We start from the raw sequence: 17243 nt of genomic DNA on the forward strand, positions 1-17243 counted from the left end.
TGATGGACCATGGACATGCTCTTCGATCCCTACGTCTCCCCGCCCACGCCCGCCGAGAAGAAGCGAGCACGCGAGGCGGCGATGGCGGGGACGGCGGAGCCCGCGGACCCCGCCACCGAGCACGTGCCGTCGCGTGTCGGCGTCGACGAGCACCGCGCGCAGGAACTCCTGGTGGGGCTGAACCCCCAGCAGGAGGAGGCCGTGAAGCACGGCGGGTCGCCGCTGCTGATCGTCGCGGGAGCCGGCTCCGGCAAGACCCGCGTCCTGAGCCATCGCATCGCGTACCTGCTCGCCACCGGCCGCTCCCACCCGGGGCAGATCCTCGCCATCACGTTCACCAACAAGGCCGCCGCCGAGATGCGCGAGCGCATCGAGGGTCTGATCGGCGACGTCGCCAAGCGCATGTGGATCTCGACGTTCCACTCCTCCTGCGTACGGATCCTGCGCCGGGAGGCCGCCTCCGTTGGCCTCAACTCCAACTTCTCCATCTACGACTCCGCCGACACGCTGCGCCTGATCACGCTCGTGGCCAAGGGACTGGACCTCGACCCCAAGAAGTTCGCCCCGAAGGCCATGCAGCACAAGATCTCCGCGCTCAAGAACGAGCTGATCGACGAGGAGGCCTTCGCCTCCGACGCGGACCCCTCCGATCCCTTCGAGCAGGCCGTCGCCGAGGTCTACTCGGGCTACGCGCAGCGCATGCGCCAGGCCAACGCGATGGACTTCGACGACCTGATCGCGCAGACGGTGTTCATGTTCCGTGCCTTCCCCGGTGTGGCCGACTACTACCGGCGCCGCTTCCGGCACGTCCTCGTCGACGAGTACCAGGACACCAACCACGCCCAGTACGCCCTGGTCCGGGAGATCGTGGGCGTCCCGGGCGAATCCTCGGACGACCCGGTCGAGCTCACGGTCGTCGGCGATTCGGACCAGTCCATCTATGCCTTCCGCGGCGCCGACGTCCGGAACATCGTCGAGTTCGAGAACGACTACCCGAGCGCCCGCACCATCCTGCTCGAGCAGAACTACCGCTCGACCCAGAACATCCTCAGCGCCGCCAACGCCGTGATCTCCCGCAACCCGAACCGGCCTGAGAAGCGGCTGTGGACCGCCGAGGGCAGCGGCGAGAAGATCATCGGGTACGTCGGCGAGAACGAGCACGAGGAGGCCCGCTTCATCGCGGAGGAGATCGACCGGCTGCAGGACGAGGACGGCATCCGTCCCGGCGACGTCGCCATCTTCTACCGCACCAACGCGCAGTCACGGTCCATCGAGGAGATCCTGCTGCGCGTCGGCCTGCCCTACAAGGTGGTCGGCGGCACGCGGTTCTACGAGCGCAAGGAGATCAAGGACGCCCTGGCGTACCTGCGGGTCCTCGTGAACCAGGACGACGTCGTCAATCTCCGCCGCATCCTCAACGAGCCCAAGCGCGGCATCGGGGACCGCGCCGAATACGCCATCGCGGCCCTGAGCGAGCGCGAGCGGGTCAGCTTCATGGAGGCCCTGCGCCGGGCGGACCAGGCACCTGGCATGGCCACGCGCTCGGTCAACTCCGTGGCGGGGTTCGTCAAGCTGATCGACGACCTCGCGGAGGTGGCCAGCGGCTCCGGCGCGTCCGCCGCCGTCGAGGCGGTGCTGGAGCAGACCGGGTACCTCGAGCAGCTGCGGACCAGCAACGATCCGCAGGACGAGTCCCGCGTGGAGAACCTCGCGGAGCTCGTCGCTGTCGTCCGTGAGTTCGAGCGTGACAACCCCGAGGGCACGCTGGGGGACTTCCTGGAGCAGGTGTCCCTCGTGGCCGACGCCGACCAGATCCCCGACGCCCCCGAGGGTTCCGCCGCCGATGTGCAGCGCGCGGTCGAGGAGGCGCGGCGCCAGGGCGTCGTCACGCTCATGACCCTCCATACCGCCAAGGGCCTCGAGTTCCCCGTGGTGTTCCTGACGGGCATGGAGCAGGGCATCTTCCCCCACCAGCGCTCCGCCACCGACCCCAAGGAGCTCGCCGAGGAACGGCGGCTGGCCTACGTGGGGCTCACGCGCGCGCGGCAGCGCCTCTACGTCACCCGTTCCGAGGTGCGCAGCATGTGGGGGCAGAGCCAGTACAACCCCGAGAGCCAGTTCGTCAGCGAGATCCCGGAGGAGCTCATCCAGTGGAAGCGCGAGGGCGCCGCGAAGCCCGCGTGGACCACGGGCGGCAGTATCAGTGGTCCGCGGTTCAGCGGCTCCTACTGGGGTGCGAGCGGCGGCGGGTTCGACGGCGGTACCACCTCGCCGTCGAAGGCGGTGGGGCGTGTGCAGCCCCAGAAGGAGGTCGTCTCTGTCACGGCCGGGGACAAGGTCAATCACGCGAGTTTCGGGAACGGCACGGTGCTGTCCGTCGAGGGCGCCGGCGACAAGACGGTCGCCAAGGTCCGGTTCGACGTCGGGGAGAAGCGGCTGCTGCTGCGCTACGCGCCGCTCACCAAGGTGGCCTGAGCCCTTCCGGACGGCATGATCCGCGGCAACCTCGCGACCGGCAGGGGCTTCGTCGCCGGACGCGGGACGGTGACGGGACCCGGGTGAAAAACCCCAACGAACGGCAGACCGTTTTCTACAAAGGATAGAACTGTGGCCTTACTCACTAAACCGGTACTCTGGGGAGGGCCTCGGGCCCGAGAGGCTACAGTTCCCTCTTGTACACCTGCTTCGACGTAGAAGGACTTCAACTCAGTGGACCTGTTCGAATACCAGGCGCGCGATCTTTTCGAGGCACACGGAGTTCCCGTGCTCGCCGGTATCGTGGCGCACACCCCGGAAGAAGCTAAAGCAGCGGCCGAGAAGATCGGCGGCGTCGTCGTCGTCAAGGCTCAGGTCAAGGTCGGCGGCCGCGGCAAGGCCGGCGGCGTCAAGGTGGCCAAGACCCCCGACGAGGCCTTCGCCTACGCCTCGGACATCCTCGGGATGGACATCAAGGGACACACCGTCCACACGGTCATGATCGCGCAGGGCGCGGACATCGCCGAGGAGTACTACTTCTCCGTCCTGCTCGACCGCTCCAACCGCAACTACCTGGCCATGTGCTCGGTGGAGGGCGGCGTGGAGATCGAACAGCTCGCCGTCGAACGCCCCGAAGCGCTCGCGCGCATCGCCGTCGACCCCGGCACCGGGATCGACCAGGCGAAGGCCGAGGAGATCGTCGACACCGCAGGCTTCGCCCCCGAACTCCGGAGCGGCGTCATCAACACCATCCTCAAGCTCTGGGACGTCTTCGTGAAGGAGGACGCCACGCTCGTGGAGGTCAACCCGCTCGTGAAGACCGGCAGCGGCGACATCCTCGCCCTCGACGGCAAGGTCACCATCGACGAGAACGCCGGGTTCCGCCACGCCGGCCACGCCGCGCTCGAGGACAAGGACGCCGCCGATCCGCTCGAGGCCAAGGCCAAGGAGCACGACCTCAACTACGTCAAGCTCGACGGCCAGGTAGGCATCATCGGCAACGGCGCCGGTCTGGTCATGTCCACCCTCGACGTCGTCGCCTACGCCGGCGAGGCCCACGGCGGCGTGCTGCCCGCCAACTTCCTCGACATCGGCGGCGGAGCGTCCGCCGAGGTCATGGCCGCCGGCCTCGACGTCATCCTCGGCGACAGCCAGGTCAAGAGCGTCTTCGTGAACGTCTTCGGCGGCATCACCGCCTGCGACGCCGTCGCCAACGGGATCGTCAAGGCACTCGAGATCCTCGGTGACGAGGCCAACAAGCCCCTCGTGGTGCGCCTCGACGGCAACAACGTCGAAGAGGGCCGCCGCATCCTCGCCGAGGCGAACCACCCGCTGGTCACCCTCGCCGACACCATGGACGAAGGCGCCGACAAGGCCGCCGCTCTGGCCTACGGAAAGTAAGAGAACCCCTATGTCTATCTACCTCACCAAGGACTCCAAGGTCATCGTCCAGGGCATCACGGGCGGTGAGGGCACCAAGCACACAGCCCTCATGCTGAAGGCCGGCACCCAGGTGGTCGGCGGCGTCAACGCCCGCAAGGCCGGCACCACCGTCACCCACGGCGACGTCACGCTGCCCGTGTACGGCACCGTCGAGGAAGCCGTCAAGGAGACCGGCGCCGACGTGTCGATCGTCTTCGTCCCGCCGGCCTTCACCAAGGACGCCGTCGTGGAGGCCATCGAGGCCGGCCTCGGCCTCGTCGTCGTCATCACCGAAGGCGTGCCCGTACAGGACTCGGCCGCCTTCTGGGCACTCGCCCAGTCGAAGGTCGATGCCGACGGGAAGCAGATCACGCGCATCATCGGCCCGAACTGCCCCGGCATCATCACGCCCGGTGAGGCGCTCGTCGGCATCACGCCGGCGAACATCACCGGCAAGGGCGGCGTGGGCCTCGTGTCCAAGTCCGGCACCCTGACCTACCAGATGATGTACGAGCTCCGCGACCTCGGCTTCTCCACCGCGATCGGCATCGGCGGCGACCCGGTCATCGGCACCACGCACATCGACGCCCTCGCGGCGTTCGAAGCCGACCCCGAGACCAAGGCCATCGTGATGATCGGCGAGATCGGCGGAGACGCCGAAGAGCGTGCCGCCGAGTTCATCAAGGCGAACGTCACCAAGCCGGTCGTCGGCTACGTGGCAGGCTTCACGGCCCCCGAGGGGAAGACCATGGGCCACGCCGGCGCCATCGTCTCCGGGTCCGCGGGGACCGCGCAGGCCAAGAAGGAAGCCCTCGAGGCCGCGGGCGTCAAGGTCGGCAAGACGCCGTCCGAGACCGCGACGCTGCTCCGCGAGGTCTACGCCACGCTCTGATCCTGGTTCCTCGGCAACAGCCTCCTCCGCTCGCGCGGGGGAGGCTGTTCCGTTTCCCGGGACCCTGCAGGCGCGGGCGGTCCGGCCGTGTCAACCCGCGTCGACCCATCGGCACCCCGCGAGAGTCCTTGCGGGGCGACGTAGCGTGAGGAGTGCGCCGCCCGAAGCGGACCGGTGACGCGGAACGCTGACGCGGAACGGCGGAGTCGGAGGAGCAGCAGCGGGAGATGAGCGGACCATGAGCAGTACGACCAGGCACGGCACGGCGGCAGCCGCCGACGGCGCGACGCAGAGCAGGTACCTGCGGCGCGTCACCTGGGTGGCAACCCTGGGCGGCCTGCTCTTCGGCTTCGACACCGGGGTGATCAACGGGGCCCTGCCGTTCATGGTGGACGACCTCCGGCTCACGGCCTTCACGGAAGGACTCGTGGCGAGCTCGCTGGTGTTCGGTGCGGCGTTCGGGGCCCTCGCCGGTGGGCGGCTCGCCGACGCCTACGGGCGGAAGAAGATGATCATCGTGCTCGCGATCGTCTTCCTGATCGGGACCCTCGGCACGGCCCTCGCCCCGGATGTCACAGTCATGGTGGTGTCGCGGCTCGTCCTCGGACTCGCCGTGGGCGGCGCGTCCGTGATGGTGCCGATCTTCCTGGCGGAGCTGTCGCCCGCCGGGCGGCGCGGACAGGTGGTGACGCGCAACGAACTGATGATCGTGACCGGACAGCTGCTCGCCTTCAGTACCAGCGCCTTCCTCGGGAACGTGTTCGGTGACAGCCACGGCATCTGGCGCTGGATGCTCGTCCTGGCGACCCTCCCGGCCATCGGCCTGTGGATCGGGATGCACTTCGTGCCGGAGAGTCCCCGCTGGCTGGCCGGCCAGGGAGCCTTCGGCTCCGCCCTCCGCGTGCTGCAGCGGCTCCGTCCGCCGGCCGTGGCACGGCAGGAGTACGAAGAAGTCAGGTCGACGGCCATCGAGGACCGCGAACGCGAGGACGTGGGCTTCCGCGACCTGCGCGTGCCGTGGCTCCGCCGGATCGTCGTGGTGGGCCTCGGCCTCGCGGTCATCCAGCAGATCACCGGCGTGAACTCGATCATGTACTACGGCACGCAGATCCTCGTCGTCGCGGGCTTCGGGACGCAGGCCGCGCTGACGGCGAACATCGCGAACGGGGTCATCTCGGTGGGTGCCACCTTCGTGGGGATCTGGCTGCTGGGCAGGGTGGGGCGCCGTCCCATGCTGCTGGTGGGTCAGATGGGGACGACGTCCGCGCTGCTCGCCATCGGGGTCGTCTCGCTGCTGGTCCCCGAAGGCACGGTCCGGGGCTTCCTCGTCCTGTCACTGACGGTGACGTTCCTCGCCTTCCAGCAGGGCGCCATCTCGCCCGTGACCTGGCTGATGCTGTCGGAGATCTTCCCCATGCGCCTGCGCGGCCTCGGCATGGGCGCCGCCGTGTTCGTCCTGTGGATGGTCAACTTCGCCGTGAGCCTCAGCTTCCCGATCCTCATGGACGCGATCGGCATCTCGAGCACGTTCTTCGTGTTCGTGGTCCTCGGGGTCGCGGCGATCGTCTTCGCCCGCCGCTACATCCCCGAGACCCGGGGGAGGAGTCTCGAGGAACTGGAGCACGAGTTCAAGTCCGCCACGGGGACACCCCGACGGTAGGGCCGCCTTCGCGCTGCTTGTACAGTGGCGGCAGGGGAACCATTACTTGCGTCAGGCAACTTCCAGGAGATCACATGCGCGCCACCATCATCCACGGACCGGGCGATATCCGCGTCGAGGACCGTGACTACCCGACCATCATCCGTCCCACCGACGCCGTCGTCCGGGTCACCGCCACGTGTGTCTGCGGCTCGGACCTCTGGCCCTACCGGGGGGTCCGGCCCACCAAGGAACCCAAGGCGATCGGGCACGAGTTCGTCGGCGTGGTGGAGTCCGTCGGCGACGACGTGGCGGACCTCGCGGTCGGCGACTTCGTGATCGCGCCGTTCGTGGACAGCTGCGGGAAGTGCCCGCAGTGCCTCAACGGCGTGACGGTCGCGTGCGACCATCTCGCCGGCTGGGGCAGCACCGACGAGCACGGCGACTTCCTGCAGGGCGGTCAGGGCGAAGCCGTGCGCGTCCCGCAGGCCGACGGCACGCTGCGCAAGGTCGAGGGTGTCTCCGAGCCCGACGCCGCCCTGACGGCCAGCCTCCTGACCCTCTCCGACGTCATGTCCACCGGACATCACGCCGCCGTGTCCGCGAACGTGGGCCCGGGCAGCACCGTCGTCGTGGTCGGTGACGGGGCCGTGGGTCTCTGCGGCGTCCTCGCGGCCAAGCGTCTCGGTGCTGCGCGCATCATCGCGATGTCCCGCCACGAGGACCGCCAGGCCCTCGCCCGCGAGTTCGGGGCGACCGACATCGTGGCCGAGCGCGGCGACGAGGGCGTGGCGAAGGTGCGCGAGCTGCTCGGTGGAGTGCTCGCCGACTCGGTGCTCGAGTGCGTGGGCACCAAGGAGTCCATGGACCAGGCGCTGCGCAGCACGCGGCCCGGCGGCCACCTCGGCTTCGTGGGTGTGCCGGCAGGCGGACCGGAACTGCCCATCGGCGTCCTGTTCGCGAAGAACATCACGGTGGGCGGCGGCATGGCCCCCGCCCACACCTACATCCCCGAACTGCTGAAGGACGTCCTCGACGGGACGATCAACCCCGGACGCGTGTTCGACGTCGAGATGCCCCTCGAGGACGCCGCCGAGGCGTACCGGGCCATGGACGAGCGTCGCGCCATCAAGGTGCTGCTCAAGCCCTGACCGGCGGAGCCGGGCCCTTCCGCACGGAGGGGTCCGGCCGTCGGACCTGCGTCCGACGACCGGGCAGAATGGGGACATGACGACGACGCCCGGCACGGACCCCTATCTCATCGCGCGCGAACGGATCATCCATGCGCCCGCCGGACGGATCTTCGAGGTCCTCGCGACCCCGGCCCTCCACAGCGTGATCGACGGGTCCGGGACCGTGCGCGGCGAGCAGCCCGACGGCCCGGCGCGCCTGTCCCTGGGAGCGAGGTTCGGTATGGACATGAAGATGGGCGCGCCCTACAGGATCCTGAACCGGGTGGTCGAGTTCGAGGAGGGCCGCCGCATCGCCTGGCGGCACTTCTCGGCCCACGTCTGGCGCTACACGCTCGAACCCCGCGGCGACGCGACCCTGGTGCGGGAGGAATGGGACGGCCGTGCCGTGCCGTGGAGATTCGTCTTCCGACTGACCGGGTTCACCCGCAGGCACCCCGCGAGCATCGAGGCGACGCTCGGCAAGCTCGAGGACCACGTCCTGCAGCAGCGCGACGCCGCCTAGCTGTACTGCCCAGGGAGGTTGGTTAGCCGGGTGATGGGTGGTTTGCCTCCGATGGCCGTGTGGGGGCTGTGGTGATTGTATTCGTGGAGCCATCCGGGCAGAGCTGCGCGGCGGGCTGATTCGCTGGTGTAGTGGCGGCTGAAGGCCCACCCGTCGGCGAGGGTGCGGTGGAAGCGCTCGATCTTCCCGTTGGTCTGCGGTCGGTACGGCCTGGTCTTCTTGGCCTTGATGCCCAGGCTGATGCAGGTGTCGCGCCAGAGGTTTGATTTGTAGGCTGAGCCGTTGTCGGACAGGACCCTTTGGACGGTGATGCCGCGGGCCGCGAACCAGGACACGGCCCGCTGGAGGACTCCGATAGCGGTGGCTGCGGTTTCGTCGGCGTGGATCTCGGCGTATGCGACACGTGAGTGATCATCGATGACGGTGTGCACGAACGCGGTCCCCATCAGCGGTTCGTGGTGTGGGCTGCGGGCCTTGTTCGGGGTGCCGGCCCGGTTCCGGTCGCCCTGCTGCTTGCCGACATACCGCCAGCCCCCACCATCAGGGATGTTGCCGAGTTTCTTCACATCGACGTGGATCAGGTCCCCGGGTTTCTCGTGTTCGTACCGGCGGACCGGTTCGCCGGTGCGGACATCGACGTGGTGCAACCGGTTCAGCCGGCACCGGGCCAGGACGGCGTGGACAGTGGAGGCCGGCATGTCCAGGCGGGCCCCGATCCCGACTGGACCGAGGCGTTTCCTCCACCGCAGGCGCACGACCTTCCGGACCAGGGCGGGCGGGGTTCTCGTGGGGCTGTGGTGCGGTCGCGAGGACCGGTCGACCATCCCATCGCGGCCCATCGCCGCGTACCTCTCGGCCCACCGTTTCGCGGTCGGCCACGACACGTGGAAGAACACGGCAGCGTGCGCGACCGGCCACCCCTCGTCGATGATGAGCTTCCCGATCCGTAGCCGTTGAATCGGGGTCAGAGCAGCATTAGCGTGAGACACGAGGACCTCCTGATCGGAACCGGAACCTAGACAGCTCCACTCTCGATCGGAGGTCCTCCCCGCGTCCAGAACCTACAACGCGTCCTCACACCTCAACCAACGTCCCTGGGCAGTACACCTAGAGGGCGCGGCGGAGGGCCGGCCTCCGCACCTCAGGGCACGCGCAGTTCCTCGGGCTGGACGACGATGTCCACCAGGGCTCCATTGCGCCAGACCGTCATCTCCATGCGCCGTCCGATAGCCGTCTCGACCATCAGCCGCTGGATCCCCGTCGCGCTGCGGACGGGGAGATGGTCCAGGGAGATGACGATGTCGCCGGCGCGGGCCCCGGCGCCTGCGGCAGGGCTGCCCGCGACGACGGAGGCCACCTGCATGCCGGTGCGCGATCCCACGCGGGCCGCGAGTTCGGGGCCGAGGGTGATCTGGGCTCCGACCACTCCCAGCCACGCGCGCCGGACGCGGCCACGGGTGATGAGCGCGTCGATGATCTCCCGGGTGGTCGCATTGATCGGCACGGCGAGGCCGAGCCCGATCCCGGCGACGGCGGTGTTCACGCCGACCATGCGTCCCGCACTGTCGGCGAGCACGCCTCCGCTGCTGCCAGGGTTCAGGCTCGCGTCGGTCTGGATGACCTCGTCCACCACGCGCCCGGAGAGCGTGGGCAGCGACCGGCCGAGCGCGGACACGATCCCGGCGGTGACGCTGCCTGCCATGCCCAGCGGGTTGCCGAGCGCGACCACGAGCTGCCCGACGCGGAGCTTCGCGGCGTCCCCCCACGGCACCGGCGGCGGCGTGCTGCCGTCGGCCTCGAGGACGGCGAGGTCCGACAGCGGGTCCCTGCCCGCCACGCGCGCCCAGAGGACGGACCCATCACCGAACGCGACCTCGGTGCGCTGTGCGCCGGCGACCACGTGGGCGCTCGTCAGCAGGTGCCCGCTGGTCGAGATGACGGAGGCGCTGCCCGCCCCGGTCCCGCGCGCGGTACGCACCGACACCGCCGCGACCGACGGCAGGGTGGACTCGGCGATCCGTACGACCGCCGCCGAGTACGCGTCGAGAGCCTCCTGCTCGTCCATAGGGACCATTGCAGCACCGCACGGGTGGCCGGGGGGAGGCACGTTCGCGCAGGGCGCACGCGGAGGCTGCCCGGTCAGGCCACCGAGGTGCCGAAGAGCAGGCCGAGCAGGTAGGTCACGCCGGCGGCACCGAGCCCGATGGCGAGCTGCCGCAGCGCCAGGCGCAGCGGCGACGCGCCGGAGAGCAGGGCGACCACCGCGCCGGTGGCCATCAGGGCCAGCCCCACGAGCACGCAGGCCGCAACGACGGCGGTCAGGCCGCCGAGGCCGAGGATGTACGGCAGCACCGGGATGATGGCGCCCGACGCGAAGAAGCAGAAGCTGGAGGCGGCGGCGCCGAGGCCGGTCCCGACCGCCTCGTGCTGGTCGACCTCCTCCTCCTGCTCGGGCTGCAGGGAGAAGCTCGGGTCGCAGTCGCAGCTGTACAGGCCGAGCCGCTCCGCCGCCCGGTGCTCCGCCGCCGCCGGCGTCATGCCGCGCGCCCGGTAGACGAGCACCAGTTCGTTGGAGTCGATGTCCAGCTCCTTGGCCGCGGTGAGGGTGATCTGCGTGGGGCGCGTCGCCGAGAGCAGCTCGCGCTGCGAGCGGACCGAGACGTACTCGCCGGCGCCCATCGACAGGGCGCCCGCAAGCAGCCCGGCCAGGCCACTGAACAGGATGAACGAGGTGGAGACACCCGTGGCACCGATACCCATGACGAGCGCGAGGTTGCTGACGAGGCCGTCGTTCGCTCCGAAGACGGCGGCCCTGAAGTTGCCGGAGAGCCGGTTGCGGCCGCGGGTGGCGAGGCCGCGCACCACCTCCTCGTGGATCTGCTCGTCGGCCACCATGGCGCTCGTGGCGGAGGGGTCCGTCCCGTAGGGCGAGCGCCCTTCGGCGCGCTGCGCGAGCGCCAGGATGAAGACGGACCCGAAGCGGCGCGCGAGCAGGCCGAGGAGCCGGTTGCGGAAAGAAGGCCGCTGGGGCCGTCCGACGTGATCGCCGAGAAGGGCGAGCCAGTGCGCCTCGTGGCGGCGTTCGGCTTCGGCGAGGCCGAGGAGGATCTCCCGCTCCTCACCGGTCCGGCGGCGGGCGAGGTCCCGGTAGGTGGCGGCCTCCGCGCGCTCGTCGGCGAGGTACTGGCGCCACCGGCGGATGTCGTCGCGGGAGGGGGACTGTTCGGGGGGTGTCACGGGTACTCCGGTGGGTGTCGTGCGCCTGCGCATCCGGCACCGAAGCGGGAAGCTCCGGCCGGTGGACTCAGGTGCGTCGGTTCGGCCGAAGGTCTCGCTCGCCGGGTTGACCGGTGGATTGCCGGGCACCATCGGTGCCAGTATGTCGACAGGCCGCACGTCCTGACGACGTGGAGCTACTCCCCTTCGACCCACCAGTCTACCCGACCATGTGTCCCGGCCGGGGCGGGCGAGGATGGACGGCGTGCGGGTACCGTGGCCCGGCCACCCGCGATATCCTCGAACGGATAACAGAAAGCAGGCTTATGGATTTGGCAGCCCGACCGTGGGTCGCAAGCTATGCACCGGACGTGCCGCGTGTGTTCGACGTACCCGACGGCACCCTCCCGGACCTGCTCGACGCATCGGTGCGGGAGCACCGGACGGCACCGGCCCTCGAATTCTTCGGCGCCCCGACCACGTACGGGGATCTGGGGAAGGCCGTCGCCCGGGCCGCCGCGGGCCTGTCCTCCCTCGGGGTGGGCCCCGGTGACCGCGTGGCCCTCGTGCTGCCGAACTGCCCGCAGCACATCGTCGCGTTCTATGCCGTCCTGCGGCTCGGGGCGATCGTCGTCGAGCACAACCCCCTGTACACCGACCGCGAGCTGCGGCACCAGTTCGAGGACCACGGGGCCACGGTGGCGATCGCCTGGGACCGCGTGGTGCCCCGCATCCAGCAGCTGCCCGCCGACATCGCCGTCACCACCGTGGTATCGGTGGACCTCGTCAGCGCGATGCCCGCCTCGCGCCGCCTCGCCCTGGCACTGCCCGTGCGCCGCGCCCGTGAGGCCAGGGACGCGCTCACCACGACGGAGAAGCTCACCGGGCCGCGGACGCTCGTGCGGTGGCGGGACCTGCTGCGTCACCGGCCGCTGTCGGCGAAGCATCCGCGCCCGACCGCGGAGGACACCGCGGTGCTCCAGTACACGAGCGGCACCACCGGCGTGCCCAAGGGCGCGATCCTCACGCACCGGAACCTGCTCGCCAACGCGGCGCAGGGCCGGGCCTGGGTGCCCGGCCTCGAGGCCGGGCGGGAGACGGTCTACGCCGTCCTGCCCATGTTCCACGCCTACGGCCTGACGCTCTGCCTGACCTTCGCCATGAGCATCGGCGCGAAGCTCGTGCTGTTCCCCAGGTTCGACGTCGACCTGGTCCTCGATGCCGCGAGGAAGAGCCCACCTACCTTCCTGCCTGCCGTGCCGCCGATCTACGAGCGGCTGGCGGCAGGGGCAGCCGCCCGGGGTGCGGACCTGCGCAGTATCCGCTTCGCCATCTCCGGGGCCATGAACCTGCCGCAATCCACCGTGGAGACGTGGGAAGCCGCCACCGGCGGCTACCTCATCGAGGGTTACGGCCTCACCGAGACCTCGCCCGTCGCCGCCGGCAACCCCATCGGGCCCACCCGGCGCCCCGGGACCGTCGGCGTGCCCTTCCCCGGGACGGACGTGCGCATCGTCGATCCGGAGGAGCCCGGCACCGACCGCACGCCTGGGGAGACGGGCGAGCTGCTGATTCGCGGTCCGCAGGTGTTCCAGGGTTACTGGCGCAAACCTGACGAGACCCACGCCGCCCTGCTCGACGGCGGCTGGTTCCGGACGGGAGACATCGTCACGATGGACGAGGACGGCTTCATCACGATCGTGGACCGCATCAAGGAACTCATCATCACGGGAGGCTTCAATGTCGCGCCGTCCGAGGTCGAGGACACCCTGCGGGCCCATCCGGATGTCGCCGATGCCGCCGTCGTCGGACTCCCGCGCAGTGGTGGCGGCGAGGACGTCGCCGCCGTCGTGGTTCCGGCGACCGGGGCGGACTTCGACCCGGAGGCCCTCCGCGCCCACTGCCGCGGCGCGCTCGCGGCCTATAAGGTCCCGCGCACCATCTCCCGGGCCGAGGACCTGCCTCGATCCCTGATCGGCAAGGTGCTCCGCCGCGAGGTACGCACACAACTGCTCGACGATGGCCATCGCGCCGAAGGAGAAAGAGACACTCGATGACACAATCCGCAGAGACACGGGCGGGAATACCGGGACCGAAGGGGCCCTGGCGGGACAGCCTCGGGAATGCCAGCATCAGGGCTGCGCAGGTCCTGCTGCTCCTGGTCCTCGGCGTGGTGGCCGTGTACGCGTTGATCCAGGTCAGGCTCGTCGTCATCCCGATGCTGCTGGCGCTCATCCTCGCCGCTGCCATCGGGCCGTTCGTCAACTGGCTCCGACGGAAGGGCTGGGGGGCGTCGGCGGCGACCGCCGTCTCGTTCCTGCTGCTCCTGGTCCTGTTCGGCGCACTGATCACGGGCATCGTGTTCGCCGTCGTCGGTCAGGCCGACGAGCTGGCCTCGAGCGCCGTGGAGGGCTTCGACAAGCTCTATGCCTTCGTGCAGAACGGACCCATTCCCGTCGACGACGCGCAGATCCAGCAGGCACGTGACTGGGCCGTCGATTTCGCGACCTCGAGCACCGTGGGAGCGGGAGCGATCTCCGGTCTGAGTGCGGCCGGCAACTTCTTCGCCGGGGCCCTGCTCATGGTGGTGATCCTGTTCTTCTTCCTCAAGGACGGCGAGAAGATCTGGGCCTTCATGCTCCGCGCGTTCAAGGGTCGCCGTCTGGTCAAGGCCCGCCGTGTGGGCTACAGCAGCATGGCCGTGCTCGGCGGATACGTCCGCGGCACGGCGATCGTCGCGCTCGTCGACTCCGTCTTCATCGGTCTCGCGCTGTTCTTCCTCGGCGTCCCACTCGCCCTGCCGCTGGCAGTGATCGTGTTCGTCGGCGCGTTCATCCCGCTCGTCGGCGCGACCCTCGCGGGCGTCCTCGCGGCGCTGATCGCCCTCGTCGCCAACGGGCCGTTCGTGGCCCTCATGGTCATCGTCGCGGTCATCGTGGTCAACCAGCTGGAGGGCAATTTCCTGCAGCCCGTGGTCATGGGCCGCACGCTGCAGGTGCATGCCCTCGTCATCCTGGTCGCCCTCACGGCCGGCACCATCCTCGCCGGGATCATCGGCGCCATCCTCTCGGTGCCCGTGGCCGCGGTCAGCTGGGCCGCCATCAAGGCCTGGAACAAGGAGAAGGACGGGGAGATCACCGATGACGAGGTCGCGGAGGCCGAGAAGCTGACCGCCCTCGACGAGACGGGCCACGGTCTCAGCTCCACACCGAAGGAGGAGCACGCCCAGAAGAAGGCGGAGGCGGGGATCGCCGTCCACGAGGCACACGAGAGGCCCGGGACGCAGGAGCGCAGGATCGAAGGGCACGACGACGACGACGACAACCCCACCGGCCGCATGTCCGGCGATCCGTCCGCGCACGCGGGCTCATCGGGCGGTTCTCCGAGCAGCACCCCGACCGCAGGATCAGCCGACGCCACCGGGACCCCCGACGGCGCAACCGGCGGCGCTGCTGCCGCGGAACCGGTCGAGGGGAGCGACACGGGCCTGCGCGGACGCCGTGGGCGCGGGGGAAGCTCGTCCGCCCCGAAGGGCTGACCGGCGGCTTCCCGCGGCGAGCGGGAGCGCGCAGCGGACTGTAGACGAGGAAGGCCTCCCGGCGATGACCGGGAGGCCTTCCTCGTTCGTTCTCCGGTCCGGACGGAACATGGTCAGCGGACGGCGGGGACGTCCTCGGGCACCTCGCCGGCGACCCGCCGGTCCCAGGCGGCCATGACCTCCGGGTCCGTCGGCCGCGTCAGGACGGACACGACCGTGTACACGAAGAGCGATGCGCCCAGTCCGAAGTAGATCGGCTCGTTGGCATAGATGCCGTCGTACCGGGCCTCGGCGGTGACCTCCAGGTACGTCATGACGCCGAGCGTCACGAGGGTGCCCGCCGCCATCGACGCGCCGGCGCCCACACCGTTGCCGCGACGCCAGACGAGGCCGCCGAGGATCGCCACGAGGAGTCCGCCCACGAGGATGTCGTAGGCGATGGTGAGGGCCGCCACGACGTCCTGCACGATCACGGCGAGGGCGATCGTCACGAGCCCCAGGCCGAGGACCCACCAGCGGCTGGAGGCGACGTCGTGCTCCGACGTCGCACGCTCGGTGCCGCCCGTGCCACCCCTGCCGAACCAGCCGGCCACGAACGGCACGACGTCGGTCCTCGCCACCGTGGCGGCCGCGATCAGCGCACCGGACGCAGTGGACATCATGGCCGCGACGGCCGCGGCGAGGACGAGCCCGCCGATACCGATCGGCAGGACGTTCAGGGCGATGTCCGCATAGACGTCGTCCCTCGACTCGATGTCCGGCAGGATGACGCTGGCGCTCATGCCGATGACGGCACCCGCGACCCCGTAGAGGATGCAGTAGATGCCGGCGGCGGACCCGCCCCAGCGGGCGATCTCCGGGGTCCGGGACGTGAAGACGCGCTGCCAGATGTCCTGGCCGATGAGGAGTCCCAGCGTGTAGACCACGAAGTAGGTGATGATGCTCTGCGCGCCGATGCCGGTGATGCTGAAGAACTCTTCCCCGGCGCGTTCGGCGATGCCGGAGAAGCCGCCCGCCGCAGCGAGGGAGAAGGGCAGCATGAGGGCGAAGACGCCGATGGTCTTGATGACGAACTGGGCCATGTCGGCGAGCGTGATCGACCACATGCCGCCGATGGTCGAGTAGACGAGGACGATCGCGCCGCCGACGGCGATGGAGAGGGCGCGGTCCCAGCCGAAGAGCACCACGAAGATGGTGGCGTAGGCGCCCGTGGATGTGGCGCAGAGCATGAGCGTGTACGCGAGCATCACGATGCCCGACACGCGCGTGGCGCGGTGCCCGTAGCGCAGGGTGAGCATCTGCGAGACGGTGTAGATCTTGAGCCGCTGGATGGTGGGGGCGAACAGGAGGCTGAGCAGCAGCACGCCGGTGCCGATGGCCACCACCAGCCACATGCCGGAGATGCCGTACTGGTACCCGAGGCCCACACCGCCCACCGTGGACGCCCCGCCGAGGACGACGGCGGCCATGGTGCCCGTGTAGAGCAGCGGGCCGAGACGCCGGCCCGCCACGAGGTAGTCGCTGGCGTTGCGCGTGCGGGACTTGCCCCACCAGCCGAAGCCCAGCATGGCGACGAGATAGGCCACCACAATGGCTATATTGAGTGCTTGCATGGACGAGCCTTCCGGTCGAGATTCACGCGTCGATGCCCTATGAGCAACTAATGTTGCCTAGTAAGCTACTCGTGACGTGGGTCACGCGTCAACCATGGCATGCCCGTCGAAGGCCGCCGTCCTCCAGGGGACGAGGGACCTTCCCGGAGCGCCGGAGGAGAGGACACGCATGAAGGCCCTGCCCGTCGAGCCCACCAACGTCCCGGTCGCGATCGGCTCGCGGATCCGTGCCGCGCGGCAGGCGCAGCGCATGACGATCGAGCAGGTGGCCGATTCCACCGGCCTGACGAAGGGATTCCTCAGCAGGGTGGAGCGGGACCTCACGTCGCCGTCCGTCGCCTCGCTCGTGACCCTGTGCCAGGTGCTCTCCATCTCGATCGGGGACCTGTTCCAGGTGCCCGAGACACACCTGACCCGGTCGGCTGAGGCGCCCCGGATCAGTCTGGGCGGGCAGGGTATCACCGAGCGGCTCATGACCGCCCGCTCGGAACGCCGGCTCCAGATGATCCGCGCCGTCGTCGAGCCCCGAGGCAAGGGGGAGGACGAGCTCTACTCGGTGGACTGCGAGGTGGAGACACTCCACGTGGTCGAGGGTCGCTTCGTCCTGATCTTCTCCAACACCCGCTACGAGCTCGAGGCCGGGGACACCGTCACCTTCCCCGGCCGTGAGCCCCACACGTGGCTCAACCCGGACGACCGCGAGGCCGTCGTGCTGTGGACGCTCGTTCCCGCAGCCTCCGGGAAGTAGCTCGC

Annotated in this window: 13 protein-coding genes; 9 read left to right on the forward strand and 4 right to left on the reverse strand. The window is 69.7% G+C overall.

The genetic code is table 11. The features are described from left to right. The first annotated feature begins 9 nt into the window (after window positions 1–9). The 6 genes from pcrA to AC4D2O_RS03680 all read left to right on the forward strand — a co-directional run bounded on the left by pcrA (window position 10) and on the right by AC4D2O_RS03680 (window position 8123). On the forward strand, window positions 10–2475 hold the full coding sequence (pcrA, locus tag AC4D2O_RS03655) for a DNA helicase PcrA (RefSeq protein ID WP_490905247.1): 2466 nt from the start codon (window positions 10–12) through the stop codon (window positions 2473–2475). A gap of 234 nt (window positions 2476–2709) precedes the next feature. Continuing rightward, on the forward strand, window positions 2710–3876 hold the full coding sequence (gene sucC / locus AC4D2O_RS03660; RefSeq protein WP_490905248.1) for an ADP-forming succinate--CoA ligase subunit beta: 1167 nt from the start codon (window positions 2710–2712) through the stop codon (window positions 3874–3876). A gap of 10 nt (window positions 3877–3886) precedes the next feature. Then, window positions 3887–4789, forward strand: a complete 903-nt coding sequence (gene sucD / locus AC4D2O_RS03665) for a succinate--CoA ligase subunit alpha (RefSeq protein ID WP_490905249.1) — start codon at window positions 3887–3889, stop codon at window positions 4787–4789. A 238-nt stretch (window positions 4790–5027) separates the two neighbouring features. After that, the gene (locus AC4D2O_RS03670) at window positions 5028–6449 is read left to right on the forward strand and encodes a sugar porter family MFS transporter (RefSeq protein ID WP_490905250.1); all 1422 of its coding nucleotides are present in this window, start codon (window positions 5028–5030) and stop codon (window positions 6447–6449) included. A 74-nt stretch (window positions 6450–6523) separates the two neighbouring features. After that, window positions 6524–7579: a zinc-dependent alcohol dehydrogenase family protein gene (locus AC4D2O_RS03675; RefSeq protein ID WP_490905251.1), complete on the forward strand. Its 1056-nt coding sequence runs from the start codon at window positions 6524–6526 to the stop codon at window positions 7577–7579. Between the two features lie 76 nt (window positions 7580–7655). Next, on the forward strand, window positions 7656–8123 hold the full coding sequence (locus AC4D2O_RS03680; RefSeq protein ID WP_490905252.1) for an SRPBCC family protein: 468 nt from the start codon (window positions 7656–7658) through the stop codon (window positions 8121–8123). On the opposite strand, the gene AC4D2O_RS03685 is transcribed toward AC4D2O_RS03680, so the two are convergent. The 3 genes from AC4D2O_RS03685 to AC4D2O_RS03695 form a co-directional block, all read right to left on the reverse strand. Further along, window positions 8120–9112: an IS481 family transposase gene (locus tag AC4D2O_RS03685; RefSeq protein ID WP_490905253.1), complete on the reverse strand. Its 993-nt coding sequence runs from the start codon at window positions 9110–9112 to the stop codon at window positions 8120–8122. The genes AC4D2O_RS03680 and AC4D2O_RS03685 overlap by 4 nt on opposite strands. Before the next feature lie 152 nt (window positions 9113–9264). Then, window positions 9265–10188: a S1C family serine protease gene (locus AC4D2O_RS03690; protein WP_490905254.1), complete on the reverse strand. Its 924-nt coding sequence runs from the start codon at window positions 10186–10188 to the stop codon at window positions 9265–9267. Window positions 10189–10262: 74 nt separating this feature from the next. Beyond that, window positions 10263–11393 carry a VIT1/CCC1 transporter family protein gene (locus tag AC4D2O_RS03695; protein ID WP_490905255.1) on the reverse strand — a complete coding sequence of 377 codons (1131 nt, stop codon included), beginning with the start codon at window positions 11391–11393 and terminating at the stop codon, window positions 10263–10265. 272 nt (window positions 11394–11665) lie between these two features. On the opposite strand from AC4D2O_RS03695, the gene AC4D2O_RS03700 reads away from it, so the two are divergent. Further along, on the forward strand, window positions 11666–13396 hold the full coding sequence (locus AC4D2O_RS03700; RefSeq protein WP_490905256.1) for a long-chain-fatty-acid--CoA ligase: 1731 nt from the start codon (window positions 11666–11668) through the stop codon (window positions 13394–13396). After that, window positions 13393–14877 (forward strand): AI-2E family transporter, encoded by a 1485-nt coding sequence (locus AC4D2O_RS03705; protein ID WP_490905257.1) that lies wholly within the window; start codon window positions 13393–13395, stop codon window positions 14875–14877. Before AC4D2O_RS03700 ends, AC4D2O_RS03705 begins: the two co-directional genes overlap by 4 nt. A gap of 113 nt (window positions 14878–14990) precedes the next feature. On the opposite strand, the gene AC4D2O_RS03710 is transcribed toward AC4D2O_RS03705, so the two are convergent. Continuing rightward, window positions 14991–16490 (reverse strand): sodium:solute symporter family protein, encoded by a 1500-nt coding sequence (locus AC4D2O_RS03710; protein ID WP_490905258.1) that lies wholly within the window; start codon window positions 16488–16490, stop codon window positions 14991–14993. Window positions 16491–16659: 169 nt separating this feature from the next. On the opposite strand from AC4D2O_RS03710, the gene AC4D2O_RS03715 reads away from it, so the two are divergent. Next, window positions 16660–17238 (forward strand): cupin domain-containing protein, encoded by a 579-nt coding sequence (locus AC4D2O_RS03715; RefSeq protein ID WP_490905259.1) that lies wholly within the window; start codon window positions 16660–16662, stop codon window positions 17236–17238. The last annotated feature ends 5 nt before the right edge of the window (window positions 17239–17243 follow it).

It is taken from the genome of Arthrobacter sp. TJ-238, from assembly GCF_058269215.1.